17 protein-coding genes are annotated in these 19,444 nt (G+C 48.0%); 12 read left to right on the plus strand and 5 right to left on the minus strand.

Annotated features, from left to right (window positions below):
* Entirely contained in the window at positions 1 to 1,695 is a 1,695-nt protein-coding gene (locus V144x_RS23055; protein WP_144988604.1) for a hypothetical protein, read from the minus strand.
* 205 nt (positions 1,696 to 1,900) lie between these two features.
* Here V144x_RS23055 and V144x_RS23060 point away from each other — a divergent pair, with 205 nt between their 5' ends.
* From V144x_RS23060 to V144x_RS23080, 5 genes are all read left to right on the plus strand, one after another.
* The gene (locus V144x_RS23060; RefSeq protein ID WP_197998592.1) at positions 1,901 to 3,274 is read left to right on the plus strand and encodes an MBL fold metallo-hydrolase; all 1,374 of its coding nucleotides are present in this window, start codon (positions 1,901 to 1,903) and stop codon (positions 3,272 to 3,274) included.
* An 84-nt stretch (positions 3,275 to 3,358) separates the two neighbouring features.
* Positions 3,359 to 3,787 carry a hypothetical protein gene (locus tag V144x_RS23065; RefSeq protein ID WP_232102613.1) on the plus strand — a complete coding sequence of 143 codons (429 nt, stop codon included), beginning with the start codon at positions 3,359 to 3,361 and terminating at the stop codon, positions 3,785 to 3,787.
* A gap of 461 nt (positions 3,788 to 4,248) precedes the next feature.
* On the plus strand, positions 4,249 to 5,646 hold the full coding sequence (locus V144x_RS23070) for a HEAT repeat domain-containing protein (RefSeq protein ID WP_197998593.1): 1,398 nt from the start codon (positions 4,249 to 4,251) through the stop codon (positions 5,644 to 5,646).
* Positions 5,647 to 5,907: 261 nt separating this feature from the next.
* On the plus strand, positions 5,908 to 6,921 hold the full coding sequence (locus V144x_RS23075) for an alpha/beta hydrolase family protein (RefSeq protein ID WP_232102614.1): 1,014 nt from the start codon (positions 5,908 to 5,910) through the stop codon (positions 6,919 to 6,921).
* 238 nt (positions 6,922 to 7,159) lie between these two features.
* Positions 7,160 to 7,486 carry a hypothetical protein gene (locus V144x_RS23080; protein WP_144988611.1) on the plus strand — a complete coding sequence of 109 codons (327 nt, stop codon included), beginning with the start codon at positions 7,160 to 7,162 and terminating at the stop codon, positions 7,484 to 7,486.
* Positions 7,487 to 7,540: 54 nt separating this feature from the next.
* Here V144x_RS23080 and V144x_RS23085 read toward each other — a convergent pair whose 3' ends face one another.
* Positions 7,541 to 8,458, minus strand: coding sequence for an AraC family transcriptional regulator (locus V144x_RS23085; RefSeq protein ID WP_197998594.1), 918 nt, complete (start codon positions 8,456 to 8,458; stop codon positions 7,541 to 7,543).
* A 71-nt stretch (positions 8,459 to 8,529) separates the two neighbouring features.
* On the opposite strand from V144x_RS23085, the gene V144x_RS23090 reads away from it, so the two are divergent.
* The 3 genes from V144x_RS23090 (at position 8,530) to V144x_RS23100 (ending at position 12,364) form a co-directional block, all read left to right on the plus strand.
* On the plus strand, positions 8,530 to 9,957 hold the full coding sequence (locus tag V144x_RS23090; protein ID WP_144988615.1) for an enolase-like domain-containing protein: 1,428 nt from the start codon (positions 8,530 to 8,532) through the stop codon (positions 9,955 to 9,957).
* A 74-nt stretch (positions 9,958 to 10,031) separates the two neighbouring features.
* Positions 10,032 to 10,658, plus strand: coding sequence for an SMI1/KNR4 family protein (locus V144x_RS23095; RefSeq protein ID WP_144988617.1), 627 nt, complete (start codon positions 10,032 to 10,034; stop codon positions 10,656 to 10,658).
* Between the two features lie 302 nt (positions 10,659 to 10,960).
* Positions 10,961 to 12,364 (plus strand): DUF1501 domain-containing protein, encoded by a 1,404-nt coding sequence (locus tag V144x_RS23100; protein ID WP_144988619.1) that lies wholly within the window; start codon positions 10,961 to 10,963, stop codon positions 12,362 to 12,364.
* A 23-nt stretch (positions 12,365 to 12,387) separates the two neighbouring features.
* Here V144x_RS23100 and V144x_RS23105 read toward each other — a convergent pair whose 3' ends face one another.
* Together V144x_RS23105 and V144x_RS23110 are read right to left on the minus strand one after the other, a co-directional pair.
* Positions 12,388 to 12,852: a nuclear transport factor 2 family protein gene (locus V144x_RS23105; protein ID WP_144988621.1), complete on the minus strand. Its 465-nt coding sequence runs from the start codon at positions 12,850 to 12,852 to the stop codon at positions 12,388 to 12,390.
* 53 nt (positions 12,853 to 12,905) lie between these two features.
* Positions 12,906 to 13,562 carry an HD domain-containing protein gene (locus V144x_RS23110; RefSeq protein WP_144988623.1) on the minus strand — a complete coding sequence of 219 codons (657 nt, stop codon included), beginning with the start codon at positions 13,560 to 13,562 and terminating at the stop codon, positions 12,906 to 12,908.
* Between the two features lie 130 nt (positions 13,563 to 13,692).
* Between V144x_RS23110 and V144x_RS23115 the strand changes: the two genes are divergently transcribed.
* From V144x_RS23115 to V144x_RS23130, 4 genes are all read left to right on the plus strand, one after another.
* Positions 13,693 to 14,655, plus strand: coding sequence for a GlxA family transcriptional regulator (locus V144x_RS23115; protein WP_144988625.1), 963 nt, complete (start codon positions 13,693 to 13,695; stop codon positions 14,653 to 14,655).
* 222 nt (positions 14,656 to 14,877) lie between these two features.
* Positions 14,878 to 15,909 carry a phosphotransferase enzyme family protein gene (locus V144x_RS23120; RefSeq protein ID WP_197998595.1) on the plus strand — a complete coding sequence of 344 codons (1,032 nt, stop codon included), beginning with the start codon at positions 14,878 to 14,880 and terminating at the stop codon, positions 15,907 to 15,909.
* 268 nt (positions 15,910 to 16,177) lie between these two features.
* Positions 16,178 to 17,206: a phosphotransferase enzyme family protein gene (locus V144x_RS23125; RefSeq protein WP_197998596.1), complete on the plus strand. Its 1,029-nt coding sequence runs from the start codon at positions 16,178 to 16,180 to the stop codon at positions 17,204 to 17,206.
* A gap of 53 nt (positions 17,207 to 17,259) precedes the next feature.
* Complete coding sequence (locus V144x_RS23130; RefSeq protein ID WP_197998597.1) at positions 17,260 to 18,288, plus strand: phosphotransferase enzyme family protein; 1,029 nt, start codon at positions 17,260 to 17,262, stop codon at positions 18,286 to 18,288.
* A gap of 117 nt (positions 18,289 to 18,405) precedes the next feature.
* Here V144x_RS23130 and V144x_RS23135 read toward each other — a convergent pair whose 3' ends face one another.
* Entirely contained in the window at positions 18,406 to 19,116 is a 711-nt protein-coding gene (locus V144x_RS23135) for an alpha/beta fold hydrolase (RefSeq protein ID WP_144988633.1), read from the minus strand.
* Positions 19,117 to 19,444 lie beyond the last annotated feature (328 nt).

The following is a 19,444-nucleotide window of genomic DNA, read 5'->3' on the forward strand; positions in this document are numbered from 1 at the left end:
TCATGCTCCCGGATGTGTGTGTGATAATTTTCTGAATATCCGTTTCAAAATTTCTTGAAGTCGGTCCGACTGTACTTCTGCTGAATATAATTTATCAAAAGCTCGTTTTGATGAAAGACGAATTGCTTCTTTTTGATTGCGCAGGATCTCAGTTGCGGCAGAAATTTGGACAGATTGACCACTACAAACACGAGATAACTTCTGCATGACATTCTCAGAACAGAGAGTGACTGCGTTGACATGAGAGATTAATTCGACGCCAACTCGAAATTCCGGTTGATACAGTTCGATGACGGGGTGTAATAATTGTTGATCCTGTCCCAGCGAAGATTTATTAAACAGAAATCCATGAAATCTTGCGATGAGTTCCGCCAGGAGATCTTGAAAAGAGCGTTTCAACATCTCCTGGCGTAGCGTTTGAGTTCCGGCAGAAACGTTAAATGAAAGCAGACCTATAAATTCTTTTCCGCAATCCAGCAATAAAACATAAGCCAAGAACGCTTGGATACGGTACAAAGTAGACACAGGGCACCTCATTCCCAACAATGGTTCAAGATAAAGGTTATCGACAATTGTTGATTGCTCCCCTCTCATTTGCAAGGCGATTTTTTCTTTCTGTTCTTTAGGAATGTTCCATTCATCACTAAGGATAAAATCAAGAATCTTTGAATTGACAATTGCAATCAGGGCTTCGCCGAGATGGCATTCGCTTGAGGTACTGAGCGTTTGAATTTGACGGAGAAATGTGGTTAAGGATTTCAGTTGCCTGAGTTGGTTCACACGTTTGATCTTTGTTTCAGAGCGAAAATCAGCGCTGAAAATTCCCTGTCGTCTATCTTGACTCTCTTTCTCAATCTGAGAAATTATTGCTGTATTTTGATATGTGCCAAAAACTTTGGCGTGAGGATCGATTAATGCCCAGCGAGCAGGACTGATTTGAAACAGTAATCCCATATGAAACATAGGAGGCCGTACACGATCAATTTCAGGACGTGAAACAATAAATTGTAAGAAAGAAATCAGTTCTGGTTTCAGTTTGACGTTGTGTCTCTCGGCGTGCCTGAGAATAGATCTTGCTACGCGACCATCGTGCTTGATTGCAATTTCTGAACTGGGAACCAACGGAGTTGCTCCCAAAACAGTTGCATTAGCGAGTTTAGCAAAAGCAAGCATCATCAACGCACGTCCCAAACAATTGGGATTTCCATGTTTAGTGAATTGCCGCGCGAAAATTCGGTTACAGGATTGATTCGAAAGGTCGTCCCAAATGTGTTCCAGTAATTCTTTTTGAGAACGAACAGGCTGTGACTGAGTTAATAAAGATTGATAAAGTTGGTCACAGATTTCATGTCGTCTGTCATGGGAACGACTTGCATACTCAGATGCCAGTTTTTTGAGGTGGGGATCAAGCAATTCTGCCGTGTTTTGTATTGCGCGTTGTCCAAGTCTGCTTAACTCGAAAATCACTTTTCGTGATTCTTCATCATGACATAGGTAGCGAGTTCTGAGTTGATGCCATTCGTTTTGGGAAGCGATTTGAAATTCGAGAAGTTCAGAATTGTTAAGAGTCGTTCGTTTCAGACAAAATGAGAGGATACGATCAAAATCGGATTTGTGATTGCATTCATTGTATGCAGTTATCAAAGGGACCATCCCGGCCCACTGTTTATCTTGATAAATTTTCTGTTTTTTCATATCTGCAGATGACTTGCTATAACGATTCTATCCCAATGCAATTTTTATTTTTTTAATGTGATTTCCACCAAATATCATACAAAATTTGCTGATATCAAATCTAAATGGTATCTGATCAGTTTGTATGTTGTGCCCCATAGCAACATCATATACAAACAAAGATGAGCAGGCGAATAATAAGTTTTTTTTACAGAGAAGAAACGTAATGAGCGATCTGTTAGCATACCGCGAATTCAAGTTGGGAGTACCTATCTGGGACATTTCTGATGATGATTGTGATTCTCCCTTGATAAGAACACTCTTCACCATTCTTTCGGTGACTCCGCTCAAAACTTCACTGCTGAATAATTACGACTCGTTCTATGACTATTCAGCCGCTCGGTACAATGGTGATCCTAACGCTCGATGCGGTCGTGGGGACATCCTCATTTTCGTCAGTGATTCAGACGACAATTCGTTCATTGCTATCGATATGTTCGAGGAAGCCACAGACTCAATGAATCTAATCGGAATAGAAATTTGTGCCCCACAGACTTGCGCGGACGAGATCGCAGGCATAATGCAATCAATCAGGTCGTCTGCAGAAGTTTCTACAGCCTTGTTGGATGGCAACCTTGGACTGCGAGAAGATCTTGCGATTGATAATTTCCCAAGACTTGTCCCAAATCATGACACTGAAGTATTGCAACATGCTCAAGTCTATCGAGGCGGAAGTTTGATTCATGCAACAAAACGGATCGGAGATGTCAATCAGGCTGAATTTGAAACCAACCTCGCTGGGAGCAGCCTGGTGACTGAAGACACTATAAGACAAAAGGCTCAAATAATTGGCACTCAGATATTCCAGGTTACCGATGCGATTTGGTGTATTCGTCGACCGTCATACCAAAACTGCTCGTATCTCGTCCTGACGTCAAAAGGGCCAGTGCTCATCGACGCCGGAATGGCATCAGACGGTCGAGATATTGACCTCGCACTTGCCAAACTGAATCTGTCTCATTCTGACATTCGTGCGATTCTTCTCACACATTGGCACAACGATCATGCTGCTGGCGCGGCAGAAATACAAGCCCGTTCCGGAGCCCCAGTCTATTGCCACGTACTCGACAAACCAAATCTCACGCGAGTGACTTCCCACAACGGTTTCCGTGGATGGCTCGCCAATCACATTCCAGAGTGGGGCATCTTCGTCTTGTTCATTGGACTACTTGGCGAAGCGGTACCCAGAGCAGTTGAGTCACCAGAAGTGGTGTGTGACAGTGACACAATTCTCGAAGGCTTCACGGTTATCGAAACTCCCGGACATACTCCCGGACACATCAGCTTCTACTACGCCCCTGAAAAGGCGCTCTTCGCTGGTGATGCACTCGCCGTGATCGGTGAACGTATCCGCTTCATGGCACGTCCAGTTACGCCAGATCATGAGGCTGCACGCGATTCAATGATTCGGTGCTTGTCCATGGATATCGAGGTACTTTGTCCGGGCCATCGCCATCCCCTGACTCAAAATTGTCAGCAAAGATGTGACGAAATGCTACAATATATCAAAAGCGGCGGACGATGGCCGATTCTCGGTTGAATAACCATGAGAACTAAAAAGAGGTCAGACTCCCATACAGTCTGTCCAACACTATGCAGGCGAATGAAAAGTGATCCATAACTGATGAGGGCGCAACCGATTAATCACATTGTTTTTCTAACTCGGGTATTTTGGGCGTCACCGAATACGCTTCTCGGTCTGGTAATCGGCGGCGTTGGAATGTGTTTCGGCGGTCGAGCACGAATTCGTGGTCGCGCTATCGAGTTTTACGACGGCGGCACAAAGTGGTTCGTACAACGACTGCCGCACGGCCAATTCACCCTCGCGTTGACACTCGGCCACACAATCCTTGGTCAAACGGACGCGTCTCTGGACATTTCACGCAAACATGAAACCGTTCATATCCTTCAGTATGAGCGCTGGGGCCCCTTTCTTTTGCCTGCCTATTTTCTTTCGTCAATCTACATGTGGCTGGTCGGTCGCCGGTTCTATCGCGATAATCCATTCGAACGCGAAGCATATAATACCGACGGTGAGGAGTATGATTTGTAAGTCAACGGCTGATTCCCGCACTCAGTCATTATTGGGGGGGGATAAACACAAGCAAAAATAGATGAACCTGGCATCTTAAATTCCCTGAACCTCGCGTCATCAAACGTAGACAAGGCACCTATCCTCTGATGCAGCAACCCAAACAAGTTCTCAGGGAGCGTTTACATAACAATGCTACTTGAAATAACATACAACTCGACAGCACCATTCGGGTCAGCTCCCATTCCAATCCTCACCCAGTATATCGAAGATGAATATTCAGCAGTTGTGTTTTATGAACAATGAACTAAATAACTTCGGAATACTCCTACCCTTCGGATCGACAAGTTGTGGTATTCTTCCAACGTTTTTTATATCTTGACTCAGGCAAGGGCTCATCAGAGAATAAATGAGTCGGTTAATGTCTTCCACCTCTTTAGAGTAGAAGTGGATCGAACGTTATCTTCATGGGGATGATTCAGATGGTGCGCATGTGTGGTCTGTATTACTTACTCTTTAGTATCTGCCCTCTCATACCAATTACGGAAGTTGCGGCTGACGACGTTGCTGATTTGGTTACGTTACTAAAGTCCGATCAACCTAAAGTGCGGTACGACGCAGCGCGTTCATTGAATAAATTCGGCGCGAAAGCAAAACCCGCCATCAAACCACTGATAGCTGCTCTCAAAGATGACGGAGCACCAACAGAATTTGGCATTCAGATTCTTGGCCCTCGTGTACGGGACGCTGCGTCTGACGCACTTGTTCGGATCGGTCGTCCCGCCGTTCCAGCACTAATTGAAGCGCTGAGCCACAAGAATAATACTACTCGTGAAATGGCCGCGAAAACCCTTGGTGAACTTGGTCCACTCGCAAAGAATTCCATTTCTACACTAACCAAGACTCTGGATGATCCTGAAGACGAGGTTCGATGTAGCGCCATTGGTGCGATTGTAAGAGTGGGAGCAGAGCCGAAAGTTGTCGTGCCTCTTCTTGAACAGATTTTCCGCAGCAGTCAGAATAATGACTTTATTCGCGTTTGGGTACTCGAAGCGCTTCATGACGCTGATCCTCAAGGAACGATGGTTATCCCGATCCTTGTGGAAGGATTGAAGGACTCCAACGGCGATGTCATGTCTGCAGCTGCACGGACATTGGAAATATTCGGTGCTAAGGGGGGGTTGGCGGCCAACGAATTGAATAAAGCTTTAGCCACAACAAAGGTTCGATGGGACATAGTTGCCGATGTTGGATTCACAGTGCCGGTGCGCATTGATGTCGTTCGCGCACTAGCGGCAATCGGACCAGATGCAGCAGTTGCAGAGCCGTCGTTAATTCGGCTCATGGAACACGACAAAAATGAAACGATACGAATCTGGTCGGCAGCCGCACTAGTGAGAATCACACCAGATAAACCTGCTGCCAAGCAAGGAATGACTCTTCTTCTCCAGACTCTAGAAGATGGCTACCAGGATATGGCAGCAGAAGCATTGGGTGCAATCGGAAATGAAACTGCCATAACGGCTCTTATTGATGCTTTGCAAACTCCAGACATGTCTAAGTATGGAACGTTCAGGGTGACAGTGGCAAGTGCGTTGGGAAAGATTGGGCCTCCAGCCAAAGCGGCTGTCCCTATACTGCGGACAGCATTATTGGAAAAAAGAGAATCGCATTTTGGAGTCCGATGCGCGTCAGCGATTGCTCTTGGCAAGATGGGCGCTGCTGCGAAGTCGGCGATCCCTGATCTCTCTGGTTTGAGCCACTCCGACGACGAGTATCTACGTGATGTTGCAGCCGAAGCCATCGAGAAGATTAAAAAAAAGTCTGCTGGAAGTAATACTTCTGACGGCGTGGAGAACAAACCGTCAAACATCAAGTAGTTGACCATGTCAAACACGTGGAATCTACATGCCTATTCTCATATGCCCCGAAAGACTTTAAAGGAAGTAGAACTCCCCCTACCAATCCTTTATTTCCCGGTAAAATCAGATCAAAATACATAAAATGAGACGAAACCCACCCAAGTATACAGTGTTGAATCAACGTCTGGTGATTTCCATACAACAACGTTCAGATCTCTGAAAAATAACCATGACTGACGCCACAACTGCTTTGATGGCGGCAGCGTTGAGAAAGAGGAAATGATGAAGCTTCTGCAAATCAGTCTGTTTTTAAGTGTTTGTCTGCTCTTTTCCGAACGCAGTTCTGCTCAGATCGAAAAATACAATCCGCTGGAAAAAAGTGACAGCCGTGCGCAACAGCCGGTTGAAATCACCATGCAGGATCAGAAACGAAAACGAGACATTCCCTTGCGGATTTTTTTACCCGACCAGATGCAGGCCGCTCCCGTGATCCTCTTCAGCCACGGACTGGGAGGTTCAAGAGATGGCTGCAGTTACCTGGGAAAGCACTGGTCGAATCGTGGTTATGTTGTCGTTTTTCTACAACATGCAGGCAGCGACGAAGCGGTCTGGAAAACAGTGGATCGGCGAGAGCGACTCAAGGCATTGAGAACAGCCGCGAATGTGCAAAATACGCTGGACCGTTATCAGGACGTGAGTGCCGTGTTGAATCAGCTGGCCAGTTGGAATGCCGACGCCAAACATCAGTTTCACAAAAAAATTGACATGCAACGCATCGGCATGTCGGGCCATTCGTATGGTGCGGTCACAACACAGGGCGTCAGCGGACAGTCATTACCACTTGTAGGAAAGCGTTATACCGATCCACGTATCAAAGCAGCAGTCATGTTCAGCCCCAGCTATCGGGGACGGTTGGATCGCAAACAGTCGTTTGGTCAGGTTTCGATTCCCTGGATGACGCTGACAGGTACAAAAGATAAATCGGTCATTAATGACACCACTGTCGAGGATCGCCGTAAAGTGTATCGCGCCTTACCCGATTCCATCGATAAATACGAACTGGTTCTGTCTGGTGCTCAACACTCTGCGTTTACTGATGGACCAGAACGTCTCGGAAAACCCCGCCGGAACCCCCAACATCATCCGAGGATCCTGGCAGTGACCACTGCCTTCTGGGACACATACCTTCACCAGAATCGGGACGCCGGCAAATGGTTGCAGGGAAAACAATGCCGCGAACTGCTTGATTCCGAGGACCAATGGCAGACTCAAATTCCCACTAAGAGTGAATAAGCGTCAGCCCCACATACAATCTATTCCTCCAGTTGACTGACTGTTTCAGTTTGGTACGTTTTTTTCTCTTGCAGTGACATGCATAAAAATATGTAGCATCGCTTTGACATCATGTTTGAAAAATAAATTATTCTTTGTACATATTGATACCTGATGGTTATCATCTACTGTATTGTACAAGTGAGTAATAAATTATTTTGAATCGGCAAGATCACGTGTAAGTTCAACCGGAGGACTCATGGCCAAAATCACTGGAAAACAAATCGCAAAATCAGTCGTATTTACGGCCATCGGTGCAGCACCGGGAACGATCTGGTTCTTCAATGCTGGAACGACCCAATCCATTGTGATCGCTTGCCTCGGCGCATTAGTCGCATTTGGATTATCACTACCTGGAGTTTCTGCGGCACGTGTCGCAGGGGGGACTGTGGGGGTGATCGCCGCTAACAATGCGCCACGTCCATTACAGGGCAAAATTATAGATACATTCGTTGGTGAGAACGAATCAACTGAAAACGAACAAAATACCGACCCAGACAAAGACGCTGATTCCTCAAAAAATTAAGTGGCAGGCCCAGAAAACGATTCCTGACACTTTTTAATACACGAACAGGTCGATTTATGTTCGTTGCTGCTTTCGGTACTCACGGGGATTCATTGAGTAGATTTTTCGAAAGGCACGGTTGAAGGCTGAAAGGGAGTTGAAGCCGCTGCTCAGGGCAACTTCGGTGATACGATTTTGGTGATTATGAAGCATAGCTGCCGCTGCCTGTACTCGACTTTTCATCAGATACCGTTGTGGCGTCATTCCCATTTGCGCGGCAAAGTGTGCCTGGAGACTGCGGACACTCAGGTCACATGCGGCAGCGAGTTCCGTCACCGTCAGTGGTTCATGAAAATGTTGTGCTATCATGTTCAATGCCGGTACGATCCGTGAAAGGCCTGTGGCGTCGGGAGTTGTCTGATCTTTAGTGCCGCGACGAGGAAAGCGGCGATGAAGTTCGTTGATCAACAGTAACAGGAGCGAGCGAAGGTTGCTGTTTCGATATTCGTCCTCTTGCTTCGCTTCGTCAATCAGCATTTTCATCAAGTCATGCAGCGAAGAGTTCTCGCCGTTTGGAATGACATTCATGAACGGCGCGCCACAGAATCGTTCTGATTCCCAAACGAATTCGCATGCGGCATGGGGAATCAGTAAACGAATCGGATCAAGAAAAAACCAAACCCATTGACTGGTCGTACCCGGTGTGCTGTGACAGCGATGATATTCGTGAGACGTGATGACCGTCATGTCACCGGCGTGAAATGGCAAGATCTTGTTGCCGACATAGAACGTACCTGAACCAGAGGTACAATACCCGAGTTCCAGCCCGTCATGCACGTGCAGCTCAGTCACCGGTTTATCATCACGATGGCCATCAAGGTATACGTTTAGCGGAAACTCAGGATTTAGATTTAGCCGAGATGTTCCCAGTTGAAGATCGAAATCCTGCGTATTGAGTGCTATATTTTGCGTTTTTAGACGAGAAACAGCCATAACACGCAGCATACACTACCCAAACAGAACTCGCAACAAGTCACGCGAAACCAACCATTGGATATAGAATCATGACTTCTCAATTGAAACTCGTCGACGCCACACTCCACCGAACGGAAACACAGACACGAATGCCATTTCGTTTTGGTATCGCTGTGATGACGGAAGCCCCGCACGTATTTCTGCAGTGCTGCTACGAAATTGGTGGCAAAATTGTCACCGGAATTGCAGCGGAAGGCCTGCTGCCGAAGTGGTTTGACAAGTCGCCTGACAAACCTGCCGCTCAGGAAATCGACGAGATGCTGCTTGTCATTCGTCAGGCTGTCAATTTTGCTCGACAGGCGTCCTCAGCATCCGTGTTTGATCTCTGGCGACAAATCTATGACGCACAAATGCCATGGGCCGTTGAACAGAATCTGCCACCGCTGTTGGCGCAATTTGGAGTCAGCATGGTCGAACGCACAATGCTTGACGGGTTGGCCCGCGCAGAGAACTGCAATCTGTCGACATTGCTGCGAGAGAACAATGTCGGGATTGATTTAGGCGCGATTCATCAGGAACTCGCCGGCCGCGCGCCAAACGAGTTTCTTCCAAAACAACCTCTGACAAAAGTGATCGCGCGCCACACGGTGGGACTCTCAGACCCGTTAACGGCAGCTGACCTGACGCTTGCGAACAAGATCGACGATGGGCTTCCTCAAACTCTGGAAGACTGTATTCGTTTCTACGGGCTTCAGCATTTCAAGTTGAAGGTGCAGGGAGATGTCGAACGTGACCTTGATCGATTGCGATCCGTAGCAAAAGTTGTGAGCCAGCATTGTGGAAATAATTATGCGTTCACTTTAGATGGTAACGAACAATATCGTGAGTTCCTCAAGTTCGTCGAATTGTGGGACCGCATTCAGGACGACCCTGTGCTAAAGAAATTCTTCGAGCAATTGATCTTCATCGAACAGCCCCTGTATCGTGATGTGGCCCTCGATCCTGCGATCGCAAAGATTGCCGACTGGGAAAACGGTCCCCCCGTAATCATTGATGAATCTGACGCTGAGATCGGCTCGCTGGAGCAGGCACTCAAACTGGGTTACGCGGGTACGAGTCATAAGAATTGCAAAGGTGTCATGAAAGCAGCCGCCCATCGCTGTCTGATCAACCATCGCAACGTGATGGAAAACACAAGTCGCTATCAAATGAGTGGCGAAGACCTGGTGAATATTGGTCCGGTCGCTTTACTGCAGGACCTTGCGGCTCAGGCAGCGCTTGGCAATGCGACAGTTGAACGAAATGGTCACCACTACTACCACGGCCTGTCAGTGTTTCCAAAGTCGCTGAGTCAATCGATGCTCAAACAACACCGAGACTTGTACACACCGATGGATGACGGATTCGCGCGAGTCAACATCACCGGCGGCAAACTGGATCTCACGTCGGTAAACGCCGCACCATTTGGTGTCGGTGTGGAAATTTCAATGGACACGTTTCAGGAGTTGTCTCTCTGAGTAATAAAAGATAAAACAAGATAAGTGCATATCAGTTTATCGAAATTTTGTATGAGTCATAATTGAGAAGAGAAATGAATTCTGAAATAGACTTGGAATATGATTTAGAAAGTCTTGTTCCTGCTGTAGCTTCAAATGAAATAGATAATTGTGAGAAATCTTTATCAAACCTCTTTGAAAAAGAAATAAATTTACCGGTTAAATTCATACAACATATATTACGATTCCATGGTGGTATTCCAGGAAAACAGTGTTTTAAGATGCCAGATGGTGAAATCAGAATGATTTGCCGTTTTTGTAATATCTTAGACTCACGTAGAGATGAAAAAATTTTGGAACCATATATAAGATCCTGGAGACCTGGAGGAGCCTTTGATATCCGACTTGATTATTCGATACTAATGCTTTGTAATAGATTTGATTATTCCGAACGGCTTTATGAAAGTGGGGGAGTTTTAGTCCCTATCGCAGTCATTGATACAGCAGGAGGCCTTAATGCAAGAGGTATGAGTGAAATGGATCTACTTTGTCTAGACTATCATAATCCTGGTGAACCATCTGTCGTTACATGGAACTTTGAGATGTCCTGGAGCACGCCAGAAATGACAGTCAAAGTAGCAGACTCTTTTGACGAATTTCTCCTAATGCTTTTTCACCGTCCTGATAACTTCCCGATCACAAATGAGTGTGATAGTTTTTAGTGAAACTAAACGCCCAGATTTGGAAGCATTTAATTACGTCAATCCCCATATCAAACCTGCTTGCATCAGTGCCTGCTGAAACCCAAAATAATGGTACCGAGTCCATTAATGATTGGCGCTTCCACTTTTTTCTCCTCACAAAAAACTATGGGATGGGTTTCATTTTCGTGCTTTTTGTGTCTTTCGTGGTAGAAAAGAAAAGGATCATTCTCAGATAACTTTAAAATTGTGTTGCAACTCTACAGAAAATGATATAATCCATACATCAATTTTGGTTTATACGAAATAGAGCGAGTTTGAGCATGAACGAATTCGAAATGAACCGACGGCAGGCCCTGATTGCGAGTGGCTTAGGTACGCTGAGTCTTGGTATGCCGGGAATGGTGATGGGAAGCGACAAGGTGGATGCCTCGGGCAATGCTGTTGCCTCGGAAAAGTCTTGCATCTTTGTCCTGCTCTGTGGTGGACCGAGCCACCTTGATACCTGGGATATGAAACCCGAAGCGCCCGTGGAATACCGCGGACCATACATGCCCATTAACACTAAGGTGCCGGGCATGCAAATCAACGAGATGCATACCGAGCTGGCGAAGCTGACCGACCAATTCACGCTCATCAATTCCATGTCGCATCCGGGTGCCATCAGTAATCACTTCGATGCGATGCATAATTTGCTGAGTGGCCAGTCGAATAAACGTGTGCAGCAAGGCTTGCCAAACGAACAACCCTACCTGGGCTCGTACGTCGCCAAACACAAACCGAGCAAACGCAATTTTGTTTCCAACGCATGGCTCATCAAATGCGTGGGTCCGCCTGTCTTTTGCGCGCCCAACATTGGCATCGGCGGCTATCTCGGTTCGGCTTATGCCCCCGTGTTTGTCGGCTCGGCCAACAATCATCCGGCGATGAAAGGCTTCAAACCGCCAGAGATCTACAATCCCTACGACGAGCAACGATTTGAAGAACGCAAATCTCTGCTCCGCGGCCTGGAGTCCAGCAGCCTGGATAAGGACCAAAGTGTAAAGGACTGGTCTGACCTCCGCGAGAAAACCTACGAAGCCCTGACGCGCGCCGAAGGTCGGAAGGCGTTTGAGATGGACTCCGAGCCCGTCAAAGTCCGCGAACGATATGGGATGCATCCCCTCGGGCAGAATTTGTTACTCGCCCGGCGCATGGTGCAATCGGGTGTTCGCTTTGTGACAGTCAACGGCTGGACCGGACAGGCAGAACATGACAAGAAAGGCCCCCCGAGCAGCAGTTGGGACATGCATGGCGGAAACATGGGCATGGGCAACGCCTTCGGCAACGGTTCTTATGGCATGGGATTCTGTTTGCCTCGTCTGGATCAGGCGCTTTCGGCACTGCTTTCCGATCTCAAAGAGAGCGGCATGCTGGAGAACACACTGGTTGTTGTGACCGGCGAGTTTGGTCGCACTCCCCACGTTCTGAAACAGGATCCGCCGGGACGACAGCACTGGCCACGGTGTTTCTCCTCGATCATCGCTGGCGCGGGCATCGCAGGCGGAAACGTATACGGCAAATCCAACAAGTACGGCCAGTATCCCACCAAAAACCCCGTTCGCCCCGAGGAGCTTGCTGCGACCATCTACCACGCGCTCGACATTCCTATCAACGATCCCCAAGACCCGACCGGAATTTTACGCGAACTGACAACGGGCAAACCGATCATGGAGTTGTTCGGATAGCCGTAGTACGATCTAAAAAAAGACTACATGCCGAGTTCGGATAGTCCTGGATGGTCGTCGGGCCGAGGACCGGGTGCGTCCCAGAAGAATCGACGGTCAGTCTCCTTAATGGTAACATCATTGATGCTTGCTTCTCGGCGACGCATCAGGCCCGATTCGTCAAATTCCCACTGCTCATTTCCGTAGGCTCGATACCACTGCCCAGAGTCATCGTGCCATTCATATTGAAAACGCACTGCAATACGGTTCTCATGAAAGGCCCAAAGTTCCTTGATGAGTCGATAGTCGAGTTCCTTTTGCCACTTCCTTGTAAGAAAATGTTGAACGGCATCACGACCTGCAAACATCTCTGCACGATTTCGCCACTGGGTTTCGACGGTGTAGGCCAGAGACACTTTCTCTGCATCGCGCGTATTCCAGGCGTCTTCTGCCATGCGGACCTTCTGCGTTGCGGATTCGAATGTAAAAGGTGGTACGGGAGGTTTCATATTGCTTTTCCAAAATATTGAATTGTAAAAAAACTAAGACTTTCAGGTTGGCTTTAGCTGGCCCAATTCGAGTTGAGAATCGTACTACAGAAGTTGATTGGCTTAAATTGCGGGTCATTCAACGCCAGAACGTCAGCTTTTACGTTTCCAAAAGTTGAATCCGGCTTATGTTTGATTCCGTCATAGAATGCGCTAATGATATCTTGCTTGAATTGGTCACCGCGTGGATGAGCAGTGACAACAGCATTCCTATCAGCGTCATCGAAATCTGAATAGCCTATTCCAAGGACATCCATTTCAACCCCGGCTGTCACGAGCGCAATTACGGGATGCATATGGCAAGGGATTCCTGGAGTCGTGTGCAAGGCAATCCCGCTCCAGACGAGATCAGCGTCTTGTTGTGAAATACCTTGTTGCTTCAAAAAGTCACGCGCGGCATTTGCTCCGTCGACTTCAAATCGCTCGTTCGTACTATGGCTCGGCATCAGGCCGAGATCATGAAACATTGCTCCCACGTAGAGTAACTCGGAGTCAAATTCGAGTCCGCGATGTTTCCCCGCTAATGCTCCGAAGTAGTAAGTCCGAGTAGAGTGATGGAACAGGAGCGGTGTTTCTGTATCCTGAATATATTCTGTTACCTCTTTGGCTAGTTTACTGTCCGGAATGGAAACCCCACCAGACAATTCTAATTTCTCTGCCGCATCTCTCATGAAATTCTCCTTCAAGCCCTTTTAAGAAAAAAACTGTTACTTGACTTGATTGTAGGTATAAAAGATAATGTCTTCAATTAACGTTTTACGTCACTTTAGGCCATTTCATTTACTTTTGGGACGTGCATCAATGATACGCACTAAAACGGTTTCCATTCTTGCTCTTGATGGGGTCCAGTTGACGGATGCCTGTGGCACCCTGGATGTGTTTGCTGAAGCCAACAAGCAGACCGGCAAAACAATCTATAGACTCGAAGTGGTCGGAACGAAGCAAGGCCCCATACAAAGTTCATCTGGAGTAAGGTTGATGGCAGATCGGGTGATAGGCTCTGACAGCTTAAACAAAACTCATACTTTCCTGGTGGCAGGAGCGCCTGGTTTACCTGACTTTCAACCAACTCAAAAGCTATTGGATGCATTAAAGGAAGAACTGAGACAAGCCAGACGTTACGGTTCTATATGTACGGGAGCTTTTCTACTGGCTGCGACGGGTAAGCTTTCAAAACGTCGTGTCACAACACATTGGGCTGTCGCAGACGCTCTAGCTCAAAAATACCCATCGTTATCAGTTGAAAAGGACGCACTTTACGTCCGAGACGGTCCGGTACGAACAGCAGCGGGAGTCACTGCGGGGATGGATCTTGCCTTGTCGCTAGTTACTGAGGATGTCGGGCGGGAGATCGCAAAAAGCGTCGCTTCGCAATTAGTCATGTTTTTCAAGCGGCCCGGTGGACAGCTTCAATTCAGCCGTGATGAGTCAGTTTCTCCGAACTGCCGCACGACATTTCAAGAGCTGCAACGTTGGGTAGCTGCAAACCCAGCAGAAGACCTAACTGTACCGCAACTTGCTGAACGTGTTGGCCTCAGTACACGCCACTTCACACGATTGTTCCGTGCAGAAACCAATACTTCACCGGCGGTCTGGGTCGAAGCAGCACGAGTAGAAGCAGCTCGTGCAATGTTGGAATCGTCAGATAGCAGTCCTAAACAGGTGGCAATACAGTGTGGCTTCGCAGATGTAAACGTGATGCGTCGCGCGTTTAGACGTCAAATCGGCATAACACCATCCGAGTACAGCAAGCGTTTTCACTGATCGTTTCCTGTATCAAGTTCTTTTAAGGCTCTCCAACAAACCCAGTCGCATGAACCAGTTCGACTCATATCCTATTCAGCAGGATTATGAGACCAATACTTGTGCGATTGCATATGTGAAACGTTCAGATAACCGGATTGCGATCTAACAAATTCGGCTGTTTCAATCTATAATTGTCATCAGGACCGAACTTATTCCAACAGGGAACTTGGAAAGCCAGACGTGAATCCGAATCTTTTACCGGTAGATGACTCCTCACCCTATCACGATGCGCTCGCACAATGTATTGATCACTGGGGACTCGTTCCCGAGAAGACGGAGTTAGTCCGCGATGGCGTCAATCATGTTTTTGCCACGGAGTTCGCGGATGGTGCTCCGGTTATTATCCGCATCAGCGATGGTGCGCTGCGCGGACGAGATGAGATCTTGGGAGAATTGCTCTGGCTCGATCACTTGATCCGCCATGGCTGCACGGTCACCACACCCATTCCTTCACGTGGTGGAGACCTGCTCGAGACCATCGAACTGGACGCGGGCACAATGCATGTCTCCTGTTTCGAACGTTTCGCGGGTCGGCAACTCGACCCGGCAACCGATGCAGAGTGGAATGACGAGCTCTTTTTAAAACTGGGTCGCGAGATCGGTCGTATCCATCGCATTTCGGACCAGTTCCAGTTACCTGTCGACCACGATCGCCAGCCCTGGTATGAGAGTAAACTCGGACAGATTCCAGATCTGCTCCCCGATGTCTTCAACCCGCAAGTAGCCGAAGCCATGCGCGCCTTTACAGACGAAATGCGCAGGCGACCCACACCATCTCGTCACTATGGACTGATCCATCGGGATCTTCATGCAGGAAATTTTCTTGTTGAGAACGGTAAGGTGCAGATCATTGATTTTGACCTTGGCTGTTATTGCTGGCGAACGATGGATTTTGCTGTCCTGCTCTTTTTATACTATTACTATCCCAGTCTCCGAATACCGCATGCTAATCCTGAGTCATCCGGACATGTTCTGGCAAAGATGGTGCAGGGCTACCGCGACGAATACACTCTCGACCGCGAACAGTTAGACACGGTGGGAGACATGATCTTGTTACACACCGTTTTAAACTACTTCCTCATGGCACCCACAGTGGAACATTGGCAGATCGCGCTGCGCAACCCAAAGACCTCTATCAAAGAGAGCCTGGCGTGGATTGAGCAGCTCTGGCTTAATGGCCACGAACTACATGTCGACCTCAGCCAGTTATAGCCGGGCAAGAAACGCCGCGATATCAGCATTGGCCTGGGTAGACACCACTTCACACGATTGTTCCGTGCAGAAACCAATACTTCACCGGCGGTCTGGGTCGAAGTAGCATGTGTAGAAGCGGCTCCTACGATTTTAGAATCATCAGACAGGCAAACCGATTATGGAACTGTTCGGATAACCGGATTGTGATCTAACAGAATCGGCTGCATTAATCTATAATCGTCATCAGAACAAGAAACACTTAAACAGGAAACTTGGGGAACCAGATGTGAATCCGAATCTCTTACCGGTAGATGACTCTTTGCCCTATCACGATGCACTCGCACAATGTATTGATCACTGGGGACTCGTTCCCGAGAAGACGGAGTTAGTCCGCGATGGCGTCAATCATGTATTTGCCACAGAGTTCGAAAACGGTGCTCCGGTCATTATCCGCATCAGCGATGGTGCGCTGCGCGGACGAGATGAGATCTTGGGAGAATTGCTCTGGCTGGATCACCTGATCCGCCAAGGTTGCACGGTCACCACACCCATTCCTTCACGTGGTGGAGACCTGCTCGAAACCATCGAACTGGACGTGGGCACAATGCACGTCTCCTGCTTCGAACGTTTCGGGGGCCGGCAACTCGACCCGGCAACCGATGCAGAGTGGAATGACGAACTCTTTCTGAAACTGGGTCGCGAGATCGGTCGCATCCACCGCGCTTCGGACAAGCTGCAATTACCTGCCGACCACGACCGTCGGCCCTGGTATGAAAGTAAGCTTACACAGTTTCCAGATCCGCTTCCTGAAACCTTCAACCCGCAAGTCGTGGACACAATGCGTGTCTTTATAGACGAATTGCGCAGGCGACCCACACAGTCTCGTCACTATGGACTGGTTCATCGAGATCTTCATGAGGGGAATTTTCTTGTTGAAGATGGTAAGGTAGAGATTATCGATTTCGACCTGGGCTGTTACGGCTGGCGAACGATGGACCTGGCCGTCCTGCTCTTCTCGAGCTACTACTACCCCAGTCTCCGAGTGCCGCATGCCAGCGAGTTGGCCGGTGATGTTCTGGCAATGGTAGTTCAGGGCTACCGCGATGAATACACACTCGATGGCGAACAGTTAGATACGGTGGGAGACATGATTTTGCTGCACACCATTCTCAACTATATCGTCATGGTGCCAGCTGTGGAACATTGGCAGATCGTGCTGGGCGACCCGCATCCAACCGTAATAGAAAGCCTGGCGTGGATTGAGCAACTCTGGCTTAATGGCCACGAACTACAAGTCGACCTCAGCCAATTATAGCCGGGCGAGATCAGAACCGAACAGACTCCAACAGGAAGCTTGGGAAACCAGACGTGAATTCGAATCACTCACCGTTAAGCGATTCTTCGCCCTATCACGATGTGCTCGCACAATGTATCGATCACTGGGGACTCGTTCCCGAGAAGACGGAGTTAGTTCGCGACGGTATTAATCATGTATTTGCCACAGAGTTCGAAAACGGTGCTCCGGTCATTATCCGCATCAGCGATGGTGCGCTGCGCGGACGAGGCGAAATATTGGGGGAATTATTCTGGCTAGATCACTTGATCCGCCATGGCTGCACGGTCACAACGCCGATTCCTTCACGCGGCGGGGAATTACTTGAGACCATTGAACTGGATGAAGGCACAATGCACGTTTCCTGCTTCGAACGTTTCGGGGGTCGGCAACTCGACCCGGCAACCGATGCAGAGTGGAATGACGAACTCTTTCTGAAACTGGGCCGTGAGATCGGTCGCATTCATTGCGCTTCAGACAAGCTGCAATTACCTGCTGACCGAGATCGCCGACCTTGGTACAAGAGTAAGTCCATGCAGTTTCCAGATCCACTTCCCGCAGTCTACAACCCGCAAGTCGTGGACGCAATGCGCGCCTTTATAAATAAATTGCGCGAGTGGCCAACACCATTTCGTCACTATGGACTGGTCCATCGAGATCTTCATAAGGGGAATTTTCTTGTTGAGAATGGCAAGGTGCAGATCATCGATTTCGACCTGGGCTGTTACGGCTGGCGGGCGGTGGACTTGGCCGTCCTGCTCTTCTCGAGTTACTACTACCCCAGTCTTCGAGTGCCGCATGCCAGCGAATTGGCCGGAAACGTCCTGGCAAAGGTAGTACAAGGCTACCGCGAAGAATACACACTCGATGGCGAACAGTTAGATATGGTAGGAGACATGATTTTGTTACACACCATTCACAACTACATCGTCATAGCGCCTGCTGAGGAACATTGGCAGATTGCGCTGGGTGACCCTCAACCAACCGTCACAGAAAGCCTGGCGTGGATTGAGCAGCTCTGGCTTAATGGCCACAAACTGCAAGTCGACCTCAGCCAATTATAGCCGGACGAGAAACGCCGCGATGTCAGCGTTGGCCTGGGTGGACGCCTCAGGTATCACACTGGTCATTCATCCGGCAGTCCGTCTCGCTTTGCCCACAGAGTTCACTGTAATTTTCAACTAAGAAGATAGTAATATCTCTACCAGTTCTTGCGGCTTAGTCAGCATTGGATCATGGCCAGTCTCAATCACAAACGTTGGCCAATGATTGTCTTTCGCGTATTGGTAGAAAGGGAACATTAAATCATAACAATAGGTCTTTTCGCTACAATGAATAAAAGTTTTCTCAGCATGATCAAAAGCTTCAGACAATTTTATTGGCGCCTTTAAGAAATTAATCGAAAAGTCGGTCAGCTTGGGTAACATCATTTTTCGTAAATGTTGATCTTTAATACCCCATGAATCTAAAGAACGTTCATCTGCATGGTTTAGCCAACCATCACCATATTGATCAGCTGCTTGTGTCCAGTCAGTCACAAAAGATTCGCCAATAATTTCAAAACCAGTTTTACCGTTTTGGGGGATATACGCATCTAAAAACACCAATTGCTTTATCTGTTGCGCGACAGACTCAGTAGCGCCTGCAATCACTAAACCGGCATAACTATGCCCTACCAAAACAACCTCGTTTAAACCTTCGATTTGAATGAGATTGGAAATATCATCGACATGGGTTTGCGCAGTAATATCAGGGGTTAACAAATGAGCGCGATCACCCATGCCGGTCAATGTTGGACTATAGACTTCATGACCTCGAGACCGCAATAACTTTTCAACAGGCTCCCAACACCAACCACCGTGACAGGCGCCATGAACTAATACAAAATTCATAATTTTTATCGTCTTGAGTTAATATCAGGCAGAAGCTTTTGATTTTGGTACCAGCACCATTATTATTCAGCCGCTCGTACTGCATCATAAAACACTCTCACTTTATCAACAAGTAGGAGCTATGCAGGTTGCTCGATGAAGTGACCGCTTCTGGTCAACGCAGCCGCACATCAGTAACCAGGCAGGTTCATTTGATCTACTCCCCTTTGGTTAGGAATGGTTCGCCTGAGTTTACGCTCTGGTCTGGTTCCTGTTGACCGACCGCGTTAAACTACGCAAGTACTGCGTGCTCGATCCGACTGTTGCCCCTCTGTCGGCAGAATATTCT

Origin of the sequence: Gimesia aquarii (genome assembly GCF_007748195.1) — a bacterium.
GTDB lineage: Bacteria > Planctomycetota > Planctomycetia > Planctomycetales > Planctomycetaceae > Gimesia > Gimesia aquarii.

Coding starts and splice junctions, on each gene's coding strand:
- V144x_RS23060 (WP_197998592.1), top strand. CDS start 1,901: ATGAGCGATCTGTTAGCATACCGCGAATTCAAGTTGGGAGTACCTATC.
- V144x_RS23075 (WP_232102614.1), top strand. CDS start 5,908: ATGATGAAGCTTCTGCAAATCAGTCTGTTTTTAAGTGTTTGTCTGCTC.
- V144x_RS23090 (WP_144988615.1), top strand. CDS start 8,530: ATGACTTCTCAATTGAAACTCGTCGACGCCACACTCCACCGAACGGAA.
- V144x_RS23095 (WP_144988617.1), top strand. CDS start 10,032: ATGAATTCTGAAATAGACTTGGAATATGATTTAGAAAGTCTTGTTCCT.
- V144x_RS23115 (WP_144988625.1), top strand. CDS start 13,693: ATGATACGCACTAAAACGGTTTCCATTCTTGCTCTTGATGGGGTCCAG.
- V144x_RS23070 (WP_197998593.1), top strand. CDS start 4,249: ATGGTGCGCATGTGTGGTCTGTATTACTTACTCTTTAGTATCTGCCCT.
- V144x_RS23055 (WP_144988604.1), bottom strand. CDS start 1,695: ATGAAAAAACAGAAAATTTATCAAGATAAACAGTGGGCCGGGATGGTC.
- V144x_RS23085 (WP_197998594.1), bottom strand. CDS start 8,458: ATGGCTGTTTCTCGTCTAAAAACGCAAAATATAGCACTCAATACGCAG.
- V144x_RS23105 (WP_144988621.1), bottom strand. CDS start 12,852: ATGAAACCTCCCGTACCACCTTTTACATTCGAATCCGCAACGCAGAAG.
- V144x_RS23080 (WP_144988611.1), top strand. CDS start 7,160: ATGGCCAAAATCACTGGAAAACAAATCGCAAAATCAGTCGTATTTACG.
- V144x_RS23110 (WP_144988623.1), bottom strand. CDS start 13,562: ATGAGAGATGCGGCAGAGAAATTAGAATTGTCTGGTGGGGTTTCCATT.
- V144x_RS23100 (WP_144988619.1), top strand. CDS start 10,961: ATGAACGAATTCGAAATGAACCGACGGCAGGCCCTGATTGCGAGTGGC.
- V144x_RS23135 (WP_144988633.1), bottom strand. CDS start 19,116: ATGAATTTTGTATTAGTTCATGGCGCCTGTCACGGTGGTTGGTGTTGG.
- V144x_RS23065 (WP_232102613.1), top strand. CDS start 3,359: ATGAGGGCGCAACCGATTAATCACATTGTTTTTCTAACTCGGGTATTT.